The organism is Leuconostoc kimchii IMSNU 11154 (assembly GCF_000092505.1).
Taxonomy (GTDB): Bacteria; Bacillota; Bacilli; order Lactobacillales; family Lactobacillaceae; genus Leuconostoc; species Leuconostoc kimchii.
In genome coordinates, this window is the sequence record NC_014136.1 from 272,696 (window position 1) to 291,798 (window position 19,103).

Here is a 19,103-nt window from a genome sequence, read left to right on the forward strand (position 1 = left end):
TTATTATAACAGGCAATGTTTAACTTGGCATAAAATCGTAAGGCGTGATGCCATTTAAACCAATCAATGGTGAAATATCATTTGATTGAATCATTTCAACTGTTAAATGATTCCTAGCTGCTTTGGGTTCGACATTCGGGCTATTAACACTTACTTGAGATGACACAACCACTTGATTTTGTAATCGTGCCTTTAATCTTGTTGAACGCATCGGCACAGGCGTTTGCGCGGCATGAAGAAACGCTTCATATTCGCCAACTAAAATCAAAGCCTCTTTAGCCCGAGTGATACCAGTGTATAATAAATTACGATTAAGCATCAGTCCAAATCTAGTAGTTAAGGCCATAACAACGACTTTAAATTCATTACCTTGGGCTTTATGAACGGTCGTGGCATACGCCAAAGTTAATTGATTAAGATCCTTTTTTGGGTAACTCATCTCTTTCCCATCAAAATCTACAATTAGACGATCTTCATGATCATTGTTGCTTTTATCATTTTTATATTGGACAGCAATAATTTTACCCATATCACCATTATAAATATCACGCTCACTATCATTTTCTAATTGTAATATTTTATCACCCTTGCGAAAAATCGTTGTCCCAAATTGGAGTGATTTTTGGGCTGGCTTAGCTGGGTTGAAAAGTTCTTGAGCCATGGTATTAAGTGCATTAACACCTGATGTTGTCTTGTAAATAGGTGTCAATATTTGTAGATCATCCTGCGTATAACCCTTTTTAACGGCTGCTTGAACGACTTGTTTAATCGCTTGATCAGTTTGGTCATGTGACACCATAAAAGTTGATCGATCTTGCTGGTTTTCCATGAAATCTGTTGGTAATTCACCACGCTTAATATGTTGGGCTAGTGTTGTAATACTGCTGCCCCTGCCCTGACGATAAATGGTATCAAGCTCAATATGCGCTATTTTACCACTATCCACAAGATCAGCTAAGACGTTCCCTGGACCAACTGAAGGTAGTTGGTCTGAGTCACCAACTATCATGAGTTTCATGCCATTTGGTATAGCCGCTAGTAATTTCGCTGTTAATTCAATATCAAGCATTGAAGCTTCATCAACGACCAGTAAGCCGCCTGTAATAGGATTATCGGCATTAAATTCTGGTTCATCTAAATCTGATATTCCGAGCAACCGGTGAATCGTGGTCGCGTCGTAACCTGTGACTTCCGTCATACGCTTGGCGGCGCGCCCTGTTGGTGATGCCATTTTTACAGCATAGGACTTTAAAAAGTCTGTTGTATTATCAGCATATTTTGCTTGCGCTTGCAACAATTTATGCCAAGTCGCAACAACAGCGCGTACAATTGTTGTCTTACCAGTGCCTGGACCACCAGTCAATAGGAAAACTTGCGCATTTAATCCAGCTTTAACTGCAGCAATCTGCGTCTTATCTAATACGAGTTGCCCAGGTGTTATAAATGCATCATCAATAGCCTGCTCTGACAATTTAAATGGTAAACTAGCATCTAACAAGCGATTCAAATCATTAGCAGTTTGAATTTCCGAAAGATATAGCGTAGCAGCATAAAGGCATTGATCTTCTTCTACCAAGATTTTATCTGCCAACAAGTGATCAATAGCTTGTGACACAATCACTTCAGCATTGAAATCTCGAATTAACTTGACACTTGATTGTATCAGTTTTTCACGTGTAAGATAAGTATGACCATACTGATAGCTCATTGTTGTTATTGTAGCGTAAACTGCAGCCTGCACACGCCGTTCATTTGTACGATTAATACCAATTTTTTGACCAATCATATCTGCCATTCTAAATGACATGCCATCAAACTCAAACACAAGGCGATAAGGATCTTGATTCAAAATTGTTTCTGCTTCACTACCATACTGATCGTATAAACGACCTGCCATATCTGCACCCATGCCGAACTGGCTACCAACTTGAAATAATCGCTCTAGTCCTAAATTCAATTGTAGACTTCGCATTAATTTCTTGGCCGTGGGCTCTTTAACAATACCATCCAACACGTGTACATCGTCTAAAATAAGGTTAACAGCATTCAAGCCCAGATGCTCAACAATTTTAGTTGCTGTTTTCTTACCAATACCAGAAAATTGGCCACTCGTAAAATACTTAATTAGACCATTTTCATCAGGCGGTAACTCATTTTCATAACGCGTGACTTTAAACTGTTGCCCATACTTTGGATGCCGAACAACCGAACCATAAAAAGCATAAACACTGCCTTCTTGTACATCAGCAAACGTACCTGTTGCAATAATTTCCGTTTCATCCCAATTTTCGAGCGTTGAATCGTCAATTTGAACCGATAATATTTTAAAATAAGAATCTGACGATGCAAAAATAACATTTTGTAACGTACCAGTGATTTTTTCTAATTGTTGTTCTTGATATGTCATGTATGATTGTTTTCAAATATTTGATGACAAAGCAGCAGCCTAATAGTTTAAATAGTCATTGACTGCCTTTGTTTTTTGCCTAAATAAGTTGTATTATTCCAGTCTTCAACTGTAAAATGCTGACCATCTGCGGTTGACAAAATAGTTGTTGAGGTATTACTCAAACCGCCACGTTCCCTAATGGCTTTTCGTGGTTGTTCAAGCAAGCCGTTGATACCAAACGATAAGGCTAATCCGTGAGAAACAATAAGGATGTTACCGTCTGGATATTGTTGGGCTATATTTTTAATAAAACGTCCGAACCGCTCTGTCGCCTTAGTGTATCCTTCACCATGAAATTCTTTGCCCTCAAACTGATCTAAATCTTCCCGAAAGTTATGATATGCTTCAGGATACTGAGCTTGTACATTAACCATTAACTCGCCTTCCCAATCACCTAAACCAACTTCAGCGATATTTGAGCGCAGTGATAGTTGTCCACGATAATTTAAGGATCGAGCAATATTGACAGCTGTCGTTCGCGCACGTCTTAACGGCGAAGCATATATGTGTGTGAAGGTGACATGTTTTAAAAAGCCACCTACTTTTTTCATATCAGAATAACTTGATGGTAATAAATTGGAATCTCCTTGACCACCTTGAAAACGACGTTCAAGATTCCATTCAGTTTGTCCATGCCTTACAAAATAAAATTTAGTCATATGACATCTTTTCTAGCACACCCCGCGCTACCAATTCATCGATAAAAAAATGATACAATTTAACCATGTCGTTAGCATGACTATTTTTGAAAATATCAACACGCACAACGTCTCCAGCAGATACCGTGCTTAATTTAAACCCTGTGAGATCCTGATTCACTGAAACTTTTAATTGAATTGAATTTGCCAGAGACTTTTCTGGTTCTAATGCACGATGTAAAATATATACGCCTGCATTATTTGTGACAAATCCCAAGTCGCCTAGTGTGTATTTTTTAATTTGGTTGCTGATTTTATAAGTAGCATCCCCTGCTACTGTTACTTTTTGATTGAAAGCCATTTGCCATGACACATCAGACAAATACTAGTCATTGCAGATCGTACTAATACCCATCTGCCATTAACTAATCCCAATGCGTTTCCTCCTAAAACATAAACTGTTTTTATTATAACAAAAAAAACACCCCATTCGGGATGTTTCTATGTTTAATCTAGCAAAGATAACAATTAAAAAGCGCTAACAGACCTTAAAAAATAATTGTTTGTTTAAAATTTTTGGTCAAATTGTGAACCCTCTGGATGATTCGGCACTTTAATTTTGCCATCAATAATGGCTTTTTGCGCCTTCTCAACAGCAGACTTTTCTGGTGCCGTTAATTCTGAATCTGTCAAATATACACCGTTTTCTTTTAATCCATAAGCAATTGTTTTACCACCAGGGAATGACTTGTCTTTATTGTAGGTATCAGCAATATTTTTAACACCATCACCAACTGATGTGATTGAAGAAGCCAATGTTGACGTTTCTTTTTTACCGTCTTTTGATGTGTATGCACCATCAGACTTTTGATCACGATCAACACCAATGATATACAAACGCTCTTTCGAGTCGGCTGTCAATTTTGAATTTTCAGCCTTGGCCTCAGAAAACGCCCCATTACCAACAAAACCTGCAGCAGCAAAAATTGTTTTAATGCCTGAAGCATACATTGTTGCGGTAATCGTCTTCCCTTTAGCTGAATCAGTGAAAGAATTAGCATATTGCTTTTCAATCGTGAGTTCTGGATCAGTTGCTTTAACACCAGCTTCAAAGCCAGCATCAAAAGCATCAATAATATTACCATGTATACCGCCGATAAAGCCGAGCTTTTTCTCACCATTTGCCTTAGCTTTGGTAGCCGCAGCGACCCCAGCTAAATATGATGATTGTTCCGAACGGAACATCACTGATGCAACATTCTTACGATTCGTGACAATGTCATCAACCAACACAAATTTTTGTTTTGGATTTAGCTTTGCAGACTTTGCAATTGACTGATTCAACGAATAGCCAATGCCATAAACAATGGTATATTTTTTATTTTTTGTTGCTAAATTAAAGTTTTGATCAAGATCTGAATGATCAGTTGCACTGAAGTAGGTAACGGGTGCATTTTGCCCTGCTTTTAGTTGATTACTTTTAGCGTAATGCTTGGCCCCTTCCCACGCTGATTGGTTAAATGAGTGGTCATCTACACCACCAACATCTAAAACAAGTCCTAATTTAGCTTTGTTCCCTGCATCTATTGTCGTATGCGACTTTTGTGACGTGGCCGCATAAATGCCACCACCAACGACTACAATAGCGGCAATGGCGGCGATAATTTTTGTTGATTGATTCATGGTGATTAGTTCTCCCTTTTGAGGTATGCAGTTGCACAGCACCGACCTCATTGATTTTACAATGCAACTTATAATTTTTAAGTTCAAATAGTTATTATACGACTTCTACTAGGGAGAACAAGGTCAAAACATGACCTTGACAGTGACTACTTATTTTCAAAAAAATGATGATAAGTTGTCTACTTACTTTACCGAAAAACGTAATCCTTTTGGTAGAAAATTTTTGATTTGACCCTCAACATAACGCCCCCAGCCGACGCCATTACCATTTGCTATCATCAGTACCCAACCCTTTTGTAACTTGGTTGGTGTCCGGATAACATCACCATGCACAAAATCAACCCATTGTGTCGGCGTCATGTCAAAATATTGCGCAACATGTTCTGGATGCAAAGCTAACGCTAACGCATGAGCTGGTTCAAAACGCTTTTTCTTGAAAGTACCTATCTCTAAACCTAATCTCAAAATTTTCATCCCAGAAATATCAGGTGTTTCTTTAGGTGCTAAATATAAACGCTCTCCAAACAACGTTAAAACACGCTGATTTAAATCAAAGTCAACTAATGCATCATCAAAAAACGAGGTTACAAGTTGCTGTTGCTGACGATCCAGCTTCTTTGGGTTTAACGGGGCAACCACTGCTTCACTAAGCGTAATATCTTTTGATTGGCTAAGTTTAGCTACGAAATGTCCCTCTCCGTTAAGTAGATGGGGCCACAAACGTGCTGTTTTCTTAAGGTCCGTGCTATCTTTTGTCAAACTTTCTGTTGTCAGACCATCCGTATATTGTTTATCTGCCCACTCAGGCCGACCATCACTCAAATGAGCATGCGCTGGTTTTTCAATTGTATTCAGTGTCAATGTTGGATACGCTGACGTTAGCCATGCGATCATTTGCTCATCTTCTTCTGGTGCGAAAGTACAAGTTGAGTAAATAATTTGGCCACCTGGACGTAACATTTTGACAGCTTCATGCAGAATACTACGTTGCAAGTCTGCTAATTCTTGTGGGAAATCCTTATGCCATTGCTGTATCGCCGTCTCGTTTTTACGAAACATACCTTCGCCAGAACAAGGTGCATCCAACAAAATTTTATCAAAATATTGCGGTAGCTTGGCACTTAGCTCAGCAGGCGTATGTGATGTTACAATGGTATTTTGAATGCCAAATCGTTCAACATTTTCACTCAATACCTTCGCACGATTCATAAAAATTTCGTTTGACCATAGCAGACCTTTTTGTTGCATAAAAGACGCAAGATGCGTTGTTTTTCCACCTGGCGCGGCCGATAAATCTAGAACACGTTCACCTGGTTGCGGATGCACAACCTCTCCAACAAATTGTGCAGACGGCTCCTGAGAATAAACAACCCCCGTTACGTGTGCAACAGTATGCCCTGATACTTGTCCAAAATGGCCCCATTGGCCATACGGTACCTGTCCCTGATCTGGCACATCAAGCACTGATGTATTGTCTTTTAAAGGATTAATTCGATAAGCTTTTTGCACTGGTTTTGAAAAAGATTTGAAAAAATTATCTGCTTCTTCACCTAACAAACGGTTATATTTATTGATGAAATCTTCTGGTAAGTTAACCATTAGAATGTGGCTACCTCATCATATGTGGGAATCGATGGAATCGCACCTGCCCGAGTCACGGCAATAGCACTAGCAATGCTAGCTTGCTTTACAGCCTCATCTAAATTACTAAAATCAGATTCAATGACACGTGCTAAAGTACCAATAAAAGTGTCTCCTGCACCTGTCGTATCAAGTGCCTTGACTTTATTAGGTTTTGCCCACCAACGTTTATCACCGTCAGCCACAAATGAACCTGCAGCGCCCAAGGTAATAATGCAACGCGATACACCTTTTGACAAAATAGCGTTGCTCACACGATTCAAAACCGCTTCATCATTTTTTACTGTTATACCAGACAGTAGCTGTGCCTCAGTTTCATTTGGCAAAATAATATCTGTAACTTGCATTAATTCGGATGTTAATTGGTAAACAGCTGGTGCAGGATTTAAAATTGTTTGCACATGATTAGCTTTGGCAATTTTAAAAGCCGCTATAATAACGTCTAATGGCACCTCGAATTGTGCAATCAATGTGTCCGCATTTGCTATCACTGATTCATCAATGTCTGCTATAGTCAGTGCCTGATTGGCACCTCCATGAATTAAAATCGTGTTAGCACCACTTTCTTGTAGCATGATATATGCTGATCCCGTCGGTACATCACCATTAGTAGTCACAGCGTCAACATTGACACCATTTGTCAACAAAGTGGCACGCATAAATTGACCATTACTATCATTTCCAACAGCACCAATAAATGAAACATTTGCACCCTGACGTGCGGCAGCCACCGCTTGATTAGCCCCTTTTCCACCAGGCGCAGTTGTCACATCAGTTAATGCCATTGTTTCACCTACCAATGGCATACGCGGCATTTTCATAATATTATCAGCATTTAAACTGCCAAGTACGACAATATTTTTTGTCATAGTTTTTAAATTATACATTCACAACATTTATCTGATTGCCAGATGACATGAGCAAATATATGTCCTCCATATATTCTATTTTATACAATCATACCATGATTGTTCTCTTCAAAACAGCGCGAAAATAAGGGTTGCGCCATCATAATGTTTAAATCAATGTGATCAAAAAAGAATTACTAATCAACGAATTGTTGACGTAATTCTTGGCAACATATTATCTATTTCGAATACTATCATCGTGTTGCTTTTTCAATATTTTTTGTTTTTTCTCGAAAAAAACGATAAATAGTTAGTGCAATAACCAATAAAAAAATTGAGATGGCCAACAACAAAGTTTTATATGTTTGATCATGGTAAACCAAAATCGCACGGATTAACGCTGTCACACCAATATACAAAAAACTTTCCATACTAATATGAGCATCTTTAATAAAATATTCGCGCACAAGGCTCATAAACTCAAAGAACAAAAATACGGCTAGTGTTGCTTCTGTAATTTCATTAAAATGCGCACGCAAATCATCAATAGTTAATAACAGGTAGGCTAAGTTATAAATTTCTCGTAATAAAAAACCAAAAATAACAAAACCAATACTAATCATAAAGACATTTAAGATGTATTCAAAATAATTTGCAACTTTTTGATGCCATTCATGCCTCATAAACTAACTCCTTGTTTTTATGTCCTATGCATCCTATCTTCAACTTAAATTTAAGATATAGATGTAGCCAATTAAAAATCAAATAAACTCAACTGATTTTCATCAGGCATGCCGTCCAACACAGAATTGCGTGATAAGTATTCAATAACCGTTTGTGAGACTTTCCCTCGCTTTTTAAGATCTTCCTTACTCAAAAAAGGCTTATCTTGACGTGCAACGATAATTTGTTTAGCCACGTTATCTCCTAAACTCGGAACAGCAGAGAATGGCGGAATCAGTGTTTCGCCATCAATAACCCACTCACTGGCTTCTGATTTATATAAATCAACCATCGAAAATGTTATCCCACGTTCTAATGCTTCGTTGGCCATTTCCAAAACTGTTAAGAGATTTTTGTCACCCACAGTCGCATCATTTCCAAGCGTTCGTATTTTTTTCATCGCTTCTTTTGTGGCATTTTTTCCACGGCTCATAGCTACAATATCAAACTGATCTGCACGAACAGAAAAATAAGTTGCATAATAAATCGTTGGGAAGTAAACTTTAAAATAAGCAATACGCAATGCCATCAAAACATACGCTGCCGCATGTGCACGGGGAAACATGTATTTGATTTTTAGCATTGACTGAATATACCATTCCGGTATTTTTGCTTCGCGTAATTGCGCTTGATAGGCATCGGTAATGCCTTTTCCTTTTCGTACTTTTTCCATTACATTAAAAGCATCAGCAGCTGGAAATCCCCAGTTAATCAAATCTGTCATGATCTTATCACGTGTCCCAATAACAGTACCGATTGTCGCTGTCCCATTTTCAATTAACTCATTGGCATTTCCTAACCACACGTCAGTGCCATGAGACAATCCTGAAATTTGTAACAATTCAGAATATGTATGTGGTTGCGTTTCTTCTAACATGCCACGCACAAAACTAGTGCCAAATTCCGGTAATCCTAATGTCCCTGTCTTTGAGAAAATTTGGTCTTCTGTCACACCTAATGCTTTTGGTGATGTAAACAAGCTTAGCACACCTGGATCATTTGCTGGAATAGATTGGGGATCAATACCAGACATATCCTTTAAGGTGCGAACCATAGTTGGATCATCATGACCCAAAATATCCATTTTTAACAGATTATCATGAATCGCATGATAATCCATGTGTGTTGTTTGCCAAAGTGATTTTTGGTCATCAGCGGGATACTGTACTGGTGTGAAGTCATATACTTCATATTCACGAGGCACAATCAAAATACCACCTGGATGTTGGCCTGTCGTACGCTTAACCCCCGTAACACCTTGTGCTAGTCGTTCAACTTCTGCGCCACGATATTGTTTTTCATGATCTCGCTCATATCCTTTAACGTAACCAAAAGCTGTTTTCTCAGCGACTGTTGCAATTGTGCCTGCACGATAGACATTATGCTCTCCAAATAATACTTTCATATAATTATGAGCAATGGGTTGATAATCACCAGAAAAGTTCAAATCAATATCGGGCACTTTATCTCCCTTAAATCCCATAAATGTTTCAAATGGAATATTTTGACCATCGCCAATTAACATTTCACCTGGGTGATTAGGATCCGCTTTATCAGGCAAATCATAACCAGACTCATAAATTTTGGGGTCAGCTAATTCAAAATAATCACCATGAGCACTGCGATAATGAGGCGCAAACGGATTAACTTCGGTAATGCCAGACATTGTAGCAACAAAGGAAGAACCAACAGAGCCACGTGAACCAACAAGATAACCGTCCTTATTTGATTTTTCAACTAAGCGCTGTGAAATCATATAATGCGGTGCGAATCCGTTACCAATAATGGCTTGCAGTTCTTGATCAATACGTGATTGAATAACACTTGGTAAAGGATCACCATACCATTTTTTAGCGGTTGCCAGTGTTCTACTAGTTAATTCGTCTCCGGCACTGGGAATATTTGGTGGATATGAACCACTTTTTAATGGTGTAATTGCCTCCAACATATCTGCAACAATATGCGTATTATCAATGACAATTTTTTTAGCCACGTCATTGCCCATAAATGAAAAATCAGTTAACAATGCCTGAGTTGTACGGAAATATAATTCTGGTAATGCTGTTCTGTTTTGCGGATTCCCTGGTTGGGTGGCAATTAAAATATCGCGATAAATTTTATCTTCTGGATTCGTGTATTTAACATCTCCCGTGACAACAACTGGTTTATCAAGTGTCTCGCCAATTGAAACCATCTCTTTCAAAATATCGTGCAATTTAGTTTCATTGGCAACTAACTCTGATTCAATCATCGGCGCATAGTTAGCTGTGGGTTGAATTTCAATGTAATCATAATATTTTGCTTTTTTCAGTGCCTCTTCGCGGCCTTTCTCAATCAATGTCATAATGACGTCACCACTTGTATCACCTGTACCGATAATCAACCCTTCACGGTATTGATTCAGAATAGATCGTGGAATACGTGGTACACGAGCAAAAAAATCAATATTTGATCGTGAAACTAACTTATACAAATTTTTTAAACCAACCGCATTTTGAACAAGCAATGTCGCATGTACAGGCCGGCCATGCTTCCAAGCATCACCATCCGTCATATAATCATTGAGTTGATTATGTCGCGTTAACTCATAACGCGTATTGACCTCTTTAATTAAACGCCAAGCAATGTGCCCAGTCGTTTCTGCATCAAAAATAGCGCGATGGGCCTGTTCCAGATTAATATTAAAACGCTTAGCTAGTGTTCCTAGACGATAGGACTTGTAATCAGGATATAACCAACGTGTGAAAGGTAAGGTATCAATCACTGGGTTTTTAATGACTGTTTGATTATATCTTGCATATGCAGCATTCATAAAACCAATATCAAAAGTGACATTATGCCCAATCAAAACTGCATCACCAATCCACTTTCGGAATCGGGTAATAATATTTTCTTCAGTATCGGCATGGGCAACCATTGTGTCTGTAATTGACGTTAATTTGGTTGTAAAATCAGACAAAGGAAAACCAGGATTAATATATTCCGAGAACTTTTCGATAACATTACCTAGTTGCATCTTAACCGCTGATAACTCAATTATCTTGTCCGTTACAGCTGATAATCCTGTTGTCTCTAAATCAAACGCAACATAAATCGTCTCTTTATCTAACAATTCAACTGGGGTTAAATTAAATCCAATTGGTTCGCCATCTTCAACCAGATTGGCTTCCATACCATAAATCATTTTTAAATCATTTTTGGCACCTGCCGCCACCGCTTCAGGAAAACCTTGAACATTCGCGGTATCCACAACTGCAAGCGCCTCTTGTCCCCAACTTTTAGCCAATTGCGCAACAGCAGCATAATTTGTTACAGCATCCATTGTTGACATCGTTGAATGGACATGTAATTCAATACGTTTCACATCTTCAGTATAAGTTTCCTGACGACTATCATGATCGATAACTTGTAAATCATAGATATTTAAAACCAGCTCGCGCGCGTAGGTGTCCTCTTGGATATTACCTGACATCCGCACCCACATACCTGTTTTTAAGCCATCAAATACAGCCTCATCAGTTTCGTTATTTGAAAACTTCTTAGCAGCAATAGCACTTGAATAGTCAGTGATTTTGATGGTCATTAACTTTCTGCCAGATCGTAGTTCTCTGATTTCACTGGCAAAAATATAGCCTTCAACAACGACGCGATGTTCCTCGCTATCAATAGTCTCTAAACGTGTAATTTCTGAATCAGCAGCAATTTTCCGACCTAATGTCAGTGCAACACCTTCCGATGATGACTTAGATTTAGTCTGCTCACTAGCTTTAATAGCTTTTTGTAAATCTTCTTGAGCCTTAGCATGGTGCTGCGCAACGCTATCCTCAATTTGTTGTGCCAATGCCGTATCTTGATTGGGTGTGAGCGCCATTTTAGGAAATCCAAAACGTTGATAAGCACCAACAATTGATGCTAATGCCTGATCATTTAACGCCACAAACAGAGACTCTGCACCAACTGCAATACCATAATGGTTGTCACTAATTGTTTTTAGTGCTGTGTTACTTGTCAATTGTTGTACCGTTGCATGATTAAGTATTGAATTTGTCAATGCCATGTGCCAATACTGATTAACTAATGCTTCATCAACAATGTGTACAGGTGTTGTTAAGATAATTTTTGTCTGCGCAATATTTGTAAACGAAGTATGTAAATATTGACTAAATTGCATAAACACGTTGGCCGGTAATATTTGATTCAGCGCTACTTCGAATGTCCACGTTTTAGCCACTCTTGACACAGTTACTTGGGTTAGGCGACCCGTGTCAAAAAAAGGCTTTATTTCTTCAGGTAGTTTAATCTGATTAATTAAATGTTGCAATTGTTCTTGCTGGGTTAATGCCATAGTTTCCCCTATTTTACTGCTTAAAAAAACCGAACTAATCGGTTTTTTATTTGTCTCCGTTTAATAGCACTGATACAGAGTCAACAACTTCGCTCATGCGCATTTCAATGTTGGTATTACTTGCACGAACTTTAACTTCGACAATATCTTCACCCGCTTTTTTACCAACCGTAATTCGGATAGGTAGACCAATCAAATCAGCATCAGCAAACTTAACGCCTGCACGTTCTTTACGATCGTCAACTAAGACCTCTAATCCCTGTGCCATTAATAATGTTTCTAATTGGTTTGCTACACGTGACTGTTCATCATCCTTCATGTTAACTGGCACAATATGAACATCAAATGGTGCAATGCTTGCTGGCCATACGAGTCCTAAATCATCGGCTTTTTGTTCTGCAATCGCACTCAATAACCGCGATACACCAATACCATAAGAACCCATAATCATATCAGTTTGACGGCCATTTTCATCTAGTACTTGTGCTCCCATAGCTTTTGAGTAGCGCGTACCAAGTTTGAAAATATGACCAATTTCGATCCCCTTAGTAAAAATTAAGTGACCCTTGCCATCAACAGACAAATCACCCTCTCGTGCCGTACGGAAATCACCAATGTTTTCCTCAGGAAGCAAAACATCACGTTGCCAGTTGATGTTTAAATAATGTTTACCATCCTGGTTAGCACCAGCGGTGAAGTTAACAAGGTCAGCTGCGCGCTCATCAACTAGCAAAGTCACCTTATCAGGCAATTTGACTGGCCCAAGTGATCCGAATCCAGCGCCAATAATTTCTCGTACTGTTGCTTCAGGCGCAATTTCCAGTGCATCTGCATGTAAAAAGTTTTGCACTTTAACAGGATTTACCTCAAAATCACCTGTTGTAACGACAGCTACTAACTGACCATCAACAAGGAACGTGATTGTTTTTGCTAAACTAGCAGTTGGAATAGCCAATAATGCTGCTAAATCTTCAATGGTCTTTTCATTTGGTGTGTCGATTATCTTTAGTGTTTTCAGTTCAGCCGTTGATTTTTTTGAAACATAAAAATCCTTAGCCATTTCTAAATTAGCTGCGTAATCTGTGCTATCAGAGTATGCTATTGTGTCTTCACCGGCGGCGGCTGGTGCTGAAAATTCTTTTGAATCGGAGCCGCCCATAGCACCAGCATCCCCTACAATTGCACGATAGGATATACCAATACGATCAAAAATATTGATATAAGCATTTTCCATAGCATGAAATGTTTGATCTAGTCCTTCTTGATCAGCGCTAAATGAATAAGCATCTTTCATAATAAATTCACGTGTGCGCAACAAACCAAAGCGAGGACGATTTTCATCACGAAACTTCGGTTGAATTTGATAAACTGTTAGAGGTAATTTTTTATAAGATTTGATTTCATCAGCCATTAACTGTGTATATGTTTCTTCATGGGTTGGCCCTAAAATAAAATCACGATCTTGACGATTCTTGAATTTATATAAATCAGGCCCATATGTAGCGTAACGACCAGATTTTTGCCATAATTCAGCTGGTAAGACTTCTGGCACCAACATTTCATTGGCATCAATATTAGCCATTTCTTCACGTATGATTTGTTCAATTTTATTTAAAACACGTTTGGCCAAAGGCAAATAAGAAAACATACCTGCCGCAACGGGACGAATAAATCCTGCCTTGAGCAACAGTTGATGGCTTTTCACTTCAGCATCAGCTGGTACTTCGCGCAACGTTGGCATTAATAATTTCGATTGTTTCATGAGTATCCTCAATTCTTTTTTGAATTATGTACGGCGCAAAGCGCCTAAATAAAAAGCAACGACGCAATAACAGTTATCGCAACAAGTCATTAATTGTGACAGCAATCATCAACACAAACATAAAAATTGCGCCACCAACCGTAACTGCATTTTCAAATGATGCTGGTAATGGTCGTCGCAGTACCGCTTCAATAGCATTTAAAACAAGCTTGCCACCATCTAGTGCCGGTATTGGAATTAAATTCATGATGCCCAGATTGATTGACAACATTGCCATAAAACCTAAAATACTTAAAAATCCAGTTTTAGCAGCTGAAGATGTATATTTTGCAATTGATACTGGGCCACCAAGTTTATCTAAACTAAAACCACCAGTAAAAAGGTGACTCAATGCATACCAAACTTTTGATATCGTTGTACCTGTTGTTAAAAATCCATACTTGATACGCGAACCAAAATCAGTATACGTCTTAGCTGTTATCCCAATGATAGCACTCTCTATACCATCTATTTTAACTGTTTTAGGTGTCATATTGACGATCCTCTTTTTACCATCACGTAACACTGAAAAAGTTAATACGTTATTTTTAGAATTACTAATTCTCGTGGCTGCTTGATCCCACGTTTTCGTTTTGTGACCATTGATCGCTATAATTCGGTCATTGGCTTGTAACCCAGCCTGTTTAGCTGGCATATCACTTTTAACGGCGCCAACAATTGGCTTGTCCAATGTTACACTAGGCAAAGCAAATGCTAGGCCTGAAAAAACAACTAAGGCAAGAATTAAATTCATTGCCGGTCCGGCAATATTGATCAAGGCACGTTTGTAAACTTTCGCACTTTGTACCCAAGAGTCTCTAGGTGCAATTTGAATTTCCGTCCCATTCTTTTCGATGATGGTAGCATCATGATCTACTGATAACGTTTGCTTGTTTTCATTGTCATTTAAATATCCTGTCAGAGTCAATTCATCACTCAAATCAAACGTATCTACTTGAAAAAACGCACCTTCTCCCAGTTCATCAATACGTGTATCCATTTTGATAACCTGATTTGCTGTATTAAATATCAGACGCACCCGCTGACCAGCATCTAAATCCGGCTCTTCATCCAAACCTGCCATCCGAACATAACCACCAACCGGTAAGATACGAATTGTGTATGCTGTATGATTATAATTCCAACTAATAATTTTTGGACCCATACCAATAGCGAACTCTCGTATTAACACACCAGATTTTTTTGCAACAAAAAAGTGACCAAACTCGTGTACGGTGACTAGCACACCAAAAACAAATATAAAAGCTACGATTGCGGTTAAATTCATTGATTTTATCCTAACATTTCTAGTAGGGCCATTAAAGGCATAACAATTAGCATTGAATCAAAACGATCCAAAATACCACCATGGCCTGGTAAAATATTTCCAGAATCCTTAACACCATAATGCCGCTTAAATCCTGACTCAATAAGATCACCGAATTGTCCAGCAATTGACAATAGAATCGCAATACCTAATAATTCAAAAAGATTATAATTTGGTAACCATCCGAAAAGTGAAAATAACGTTGGAACTACAAGAACCGCAACGACACTACCACCAATAGATCCTTCCCAAGTTTTGTTGGGACTAATCTTTGGTGCCAACTTGTGTTTACCAATTGCACGACCAACAATGTAAGCACCCGAGTCAGTGATCCAAACAATCAACATACCAAACATCACTGTTGCCAAGCCAACACCACGGGCTTGATAAAAGTAATGAAACCCTGTGCCAATATATAGCATGGCTAGCATAAGTGCCCCTGCATCATCAAAATTAAAGTGGTTACGCACAATGACTGTATTGAGCAACATCAGAAAAGCAAGTATATAAAATACGACGTGTGCACTCTTTATGAATGGTATACCATGCCAAAAACTATTTGGCAATATCATTGCAATAACACCAATAAAACTGATAAATGCCTCAGTTGAAACAAAAAAGCTATGTTTCATCCGTAAAATCTCACCGACGGCAACAACACCCATCATTAATGTGAGAATTAGCAAAGGTAATTTACCGATAACTAATAGCGGTACAAAAATAATTAAAGCTACAATAGCTGTTATAACACGCACTTTCATGTCTTAGGACTCGCTTTCGTATTTATCTAAACCACCAAATCGACGATCACGTGACGTGAAGGCGGTAATAGCCTGTAACAAATCATCTGCCGTAAAATCAGGCCATAGCACATCTGTAAAATAAAGCTCTGCATAGGCTGATTGATAGGGCATAAAATTACTTAAACGTAATTCCCCCGATGTACGAATCATTAAATCAGGCGCGGCCAGTTTTCCTAAACTAGCTGTTTGCAAGGCTTCCGAAAACAAGTCCCCGTTGATATCATTTGGTGAAATATCACCATCCGCAACTTGTTGTGCCAGCTTTTTTGTAGCTTCGACAATTTCTATTTGTCCACCATAATTTAAGGCAAAATTTAGGATCATGCCAGATCCTTGAGATGTTTGTACTATGGCATTTTGAACCGCATGACGCGTACTTTTTGGTAATTCATCAATGTTACCAATGATTTGAACACGAATATTGTTTTTAATTAAATCTGGTACAAACTCTGAAAAAAAATCGACAGGTAATTGCATCAAAAAATTGACCTCATCGTTTGGCCTTGACCAATTTTCAGTAGAAAAAGCGTATAATGTTAATACTTTCACACCCAAATTACTGGCTGCAGTCGCGATTTTTTTAACCGTATTCATACCTGTTTTATGACCAGCAACACGTGGCATTAAGCGCCGCTTTGCCCAGCGACCATTACCGTCCATAATGATTGCAATATGATCTGGTATTTTAAGTTGCGCATTAGCGACACTAACATTTGTTTTCGGTTTAAAAAGTGCCAAGATAGGCCCCCTCCTTCATGCATCAAAGCGCATTGGTATCTAGTATATTTTACCAGATGTTAGGCCTAGGTACAAAAAAACGTGATAGAATCTCTCTAATCACGTTTAAAATTACTGCACAGTGACTGACTTTGCCAAATTTCTTGGTCGATCAACATCAAGATGGCGATCTAATGTTGCATAGTAAGCAATTAATTGTGCAGGTATTACTGCAAGTAACGGCATTAATAATTCATTAACATCAGGGATTATATAGGCATCACCTGTTTTAGCTAGTGACTTGCTAGCAATAACGATCGTATTAGCACCTCGGGCTGCAACTTGTGCAATTTCACCACGAACTAATCCTGCCGTTTTTGATTGTGTGAGCAGTGCAAGGACTGGTGTATTCTCCTCGATTAATGAAATTGTGCCATGTTTTAACTCACCCGCTGCAAAACCTTCCGTCTGAACATAAGAAATTTCTTTCAATTTGAGTGCAGCTTCAACAGCTACTGCAGCATCTAAACCACGACCAATATAAAAAGCTGAACGACGATTTTGCAATGCTTGCTCCGCAATGTCCTTAAATGACTCTTTTTGGTCAATAATCACTTGCATTTCTACGGCAACTTTGGCTAATTCGTTTTTCAAATCAAGACCACTTTGACCCACTGCATGTGCCAAAATTGCCTCAACAATAATTTGTGCTGTATATGCTTTTGTTGAGGCAACGGCAATTTCTGGACCAGCTAACAATGGCAACGCAAAATCTGCTTCACGTGTTAATGTTGAATTCATCACATTAGCAATAGTCAACGAAGGATAGCCCTGTTTAACAACATTGTCTAATACTTCCCGTGAATCAGCTGTTTCACCTGATTGACTCAAGAAAATGAAGAATGGTTTCTGACTCAGCAAAGGTTGATCATAAGCAAATTCTGATGAAATATGCACTTCTGTGGGTATACCAGTCCATTGTTCAAAATAGCGTTTCCCAACAAGGCCTGCATGGTATGAGGTGCCCGCGGCAACAATGTACAAACGATCTGAACTTTGGATAGCTTCAATTATTGAAGCATCAATATTTTGAATATTTGCCTCATCATCAAAATAATGTTGTGATAATGTGTGCGCGACAATAACTTGCTCATCAATTTCCTTCAACATGTAGTAAGGATAAACACCCTTATCTGTTTCAGAAGCATTGATATCTAAATGAAATGCATCACGTGTCAACTTTTGACCTTGCGCATCAAACAAACGCACTTGATTTTGATCTACGATTGCTACTTCACCATCCATCAATTCAATAAAGTCTTGTGTGACATCAAGCATTGCAGCAGCATCTGATGTCACAACATTCCCTTGGTCAGATACACCGATTAACAGTGGTGACTTTTTCTTTGCAGCATACATTAGAGTTGGCGTTTCACGATCCATTAACAAAAAACCATAAGCAGAATTATCATCAAGCAAAGAAATCATTTTTCGCAAGGCATCAAATGTAGACACCCCATCTTCTTTTGAAAATTTATCAATCAATTGAACGGCAACTTCAGTGTCAGTTTCAGACTGTAGCTTGACCCCTTGTAAATAAGTATCACGTAATTCATCATAGTTTTCAATAACACCATTATGAACCAGATAAAAGCGACCATCTTCAGACATATGGGGATGCGCATTCTCAACTGAAACGCCACCATGAGTTGCCCAACGTGTATGTGCGATACCAGCTGTTCCGGTAATGTTTTTACCTTTGGTCGCTGCTTCTAACATTGAAACACGCCCTTTTTCTTTAACTAAAAAGTCTCCGGCATCGCCACCATTAACATAAACACCTGCTGAATCATAACCACGATACTCTAATTTTTCTAGTCCTTTTAGTAAGCTTGGTAACACCTGATTCAATCCTGTAGCACCAACAATTCCACACATATATATCATCCTTTTTTTAATTGGTTATGTTTATAAATTAATCTAACACCCAATATTTTAAAGCATACAGCCACCTTTGTCAACAATATAAAATAATTGGTATAGTTACGATTATAAGTTTTAAATGAGATATATTTGAAATTTATTCATCGTTTATTTTATCAGTTGTGGTAAACTATTAAAAAATTGA

Annotated in this window: 13 protein-coding genes; all 13 read right to left on the minus strand. The window is 38.4% G+C overall.

Annotated elements, in window-relative coordinates:
* Window positions 1–19: 19 nt before the first annotated feature.
* Complete coding sequence (gene recD2 / locus LKI_RS01835) at window positions 20–2,407, minus strand: SF1B family DNA helicase RecD2 (protein WP_013102432.1); 2,388 nt, start codon at window positions 2,405–2,407, stop codon at window positions 20–22.
* Between the two features lie 47 nt (window positions 2,408–2,454).
* The gene (locus LKI_RS01840) at window positions 2,455–3,108 is read right to left on the minus strand and encodes a histidine phosphatase family protein (protein WP_013102433.1); all 654 of its coding nucleotides are present in this window, start codon (window positions 3,106–3,108) and stop codon (window positions 2,455–2,457) included.
* Window positions 3,101–3,448 carry a cysteine desulfurase gene (locus LKI_RS01845; RefSeq protein WP_013102434.1) on the minus strand — a complete coding sequence of 116 codons (348 nt, stop codon included), beginning with the start codon at window positions 3,446–3,448 and terminating at the stop codon, window positions 3,101–3,103. Before LKI_RS01845 ends, LKI_RS01840 begins: the two co-directional genes overlap by 8 nt.
* A 206-nt stretch (window positions 3,449–3,654) precedes the next feature.
* A complete protein-coding gene (locus tag LKI_RS01850) occupies window positions 3,655–4,770 on the minus strand; it encodes a BMP family lipoprotein (protein WP_013102435.1) in 1,116 nt (371 codons plus the stop codon).
* Between the two features lie 183 nt (window positions 4,771–4,953).
* The gene (locus LKI_RS01855; RefSeq protein ID WP_013102436.1) at window positions 4,954–6,369 is read right to left on the minus strand and encodes an RsmF rRNA methyltransferase first C-terminal domain-containing protein; all 1,416 of its coding nucleotides are present in this window, start codon (window positions 6,367–6,369) and stop codon (window positions 4,954–4,956) included.
* Entirely contained in the window at window positions 6,369–7,280 is a 912-nt protein-coding gene (rbsK, locus tag LKI_RS01860; protein WP_041762727.1) for a ribokinase, read from the minus strand. The genes LKI_RS01855 and rbsK overlap by 1 nt, the downstream gene beginning before the upstream one ends.
* A 233-nt stretch (window positions 7,281–7,513) precedes the next feature.
* On the minus strand, window positions 7,514–7,942 hold the full coding sequence (locus tag LKI_RS01865) for a phosphate-starvation-inducible protein PsiE (RefSeq protein WP_013102438.1): 429 nt from the start codon (window positions 7,940–7,942) through the stop codon (window positions 7,514–7,516).
* A 71-nt stretch (window positions 7,943–8,013) separates the two neighbouring features.
* Window positions 8,014–12,327 (minus strand): PolC-type DNA polymerase III, encoded by a 4,314-nt coding sequence (locus tag LKI_RS01870; RefSeq protein WP_013102439.1) that lies wholly within the window; start codon window positions 12,325–12,327, stop codon window positions 8,014–8,016.
* A gap of 46 nt (window positions 12,328–12,373) precedes the next feature.
* A complete protein-coding gene (locus LKI_RS01875; RefSeq protein ID WP_013102440.1) occupies window positions 12,374–14,089 on the minus strand; it encodes a proline--tRNA ligase in 1,716 nt (571 codons plus the stop codon).
* A gap of 73 nt (window positions 14,090–14,162) precedes the next feature.
* Window positions 14,163–15,416 (minus strand): RIP metalloprotease RseP, encoded by a 1,254-nt coding sequence (rseP, locus tag LKI_RS01880; protein ID WP_013102441.1) that lies wholly within the window; start codon window positions 15,414–15,416, stop codon window positions 14,163–14,165.
* Between the two features lie 5 nt (window positions 15,417–15,421).
* Window positions 15,422–16,216 carry a phosphatidate cytidylyltransferase gene (locus tag LKI_RS01885; RefSeq protein WP_013102442.1) on the minus strand — a complete coding sequence of 265 codons (795 nt, stop codon included), beginning with the start codon at window positions 16,214–16,216 and terminating at the stop codon, window positions 15,422–15,424.
* A gap of 3 nt (window positions 16,217–16,219) precedes the next feature.
* The gene (locus LKI_RS01890) at window positions 16,220–16,996 is read right to left on the minus strand and encodes an isoprenyl transferase (protein WP_013102443.1); all 777 of its coding nucleotides are present in this window, start codon (window positions 16,994–16,996) and stop codon (window positions 16,220–16,222) included.
* A gap of 111 nt (window positions 16,997–17,107) precedes the next feature.
* Complete coding sequence (gene glmS, locus LKI_RS01895) at window positions 17,108–18,913, minus strand: glutamine--fructose-6-phosphate transaminase (isomerizing) (protein ID WP_013102444.1); 1,806 nt, start codon at window positions 18,911–18,913, stop codon at window positions 17,108–17,110.
* Window positions 18,914–19,103 lie beyond the last annotated feature (190 nt).

Coding starts and splice junctions, on each gene's coding strand:
- recD2 (WP_013102432.1), bottom strand. CDS start 2,407: ATGACATATCAAGAACAACAATTAGAAAAAATCACTGGTACGTTACAA.
- LKI_RS01840 (WP_013102433.1), bottom strand. CDS start 3,108: ATGACTAAATTTTATTTTGTAAGGCATGGACAAACTGAATGGAATCTT.
- LKI_RS01845 (WP_013102434.1), bottom strand. CDS start 3,448: ATGGCTTTCAATCAAAAAGTAACAGTAGCAGGGGATGCTACTTATAAA.
- LKI_RS01850 (WP_013102435.1), bottom strand. CDS start 4,770: ATGAATCAATCAACAAAAATTATCGCCGCCATTGCCGCTATTGTAGTC.
- LKI_RS01855 (WP_013102436.1), bottom strand. CDS start 6,369: ATGGTTAACTTACCAGAAGATTTCATCAATAAATATAACCGTTTGTTA.
- rbsK (WP_041762727.1), bottom strand. CDS start 7,280: ATGACAAAAAATATTGTCGTACTTGGCAGTTTAAATGCTGATAATATT.
- LKI_RS01865 (WP_013102438.1), bottom strand. CDS start 7,942: ATGAGGCATGAATGGCATCAAAAAGTTGCAAATTATTTTGAATACATC.
- LKI_RS01870 (WP_013102439.1), bottom strand. CDS start 12,327: ATGGCATTAACCCAGCAAGAACAATTGCAACATTTAATTAATCAGATT.
- LKI_RS01875 (WP_013102440.1), bottom strand. CDS start 14,089: ATGAAACAATCGAAATTATTAATGCCAACGTTGCGCGAAGTACCAGCT.
- rseP (WP_013102441.1), bottom strand. CDS start 15,416: ATGAATTTAACCGCAATCGTAGCTTTTATATTTGTTTTTGGTGTGCTA.
- LKI_RS01885 (WP_013102442.1), bottom strand. CDS start 16,216: ATGAAAGTGCGTGTTATAACAGCTATTGTAGCTTTAATTATTTTTGTA.
- glmS (WP_013102444.1), bottom strand. CDS start 18,913: ATGTGTGGAATTGTTGGTGCTACAGGATTGAATCAGGTGTTACCAAGC.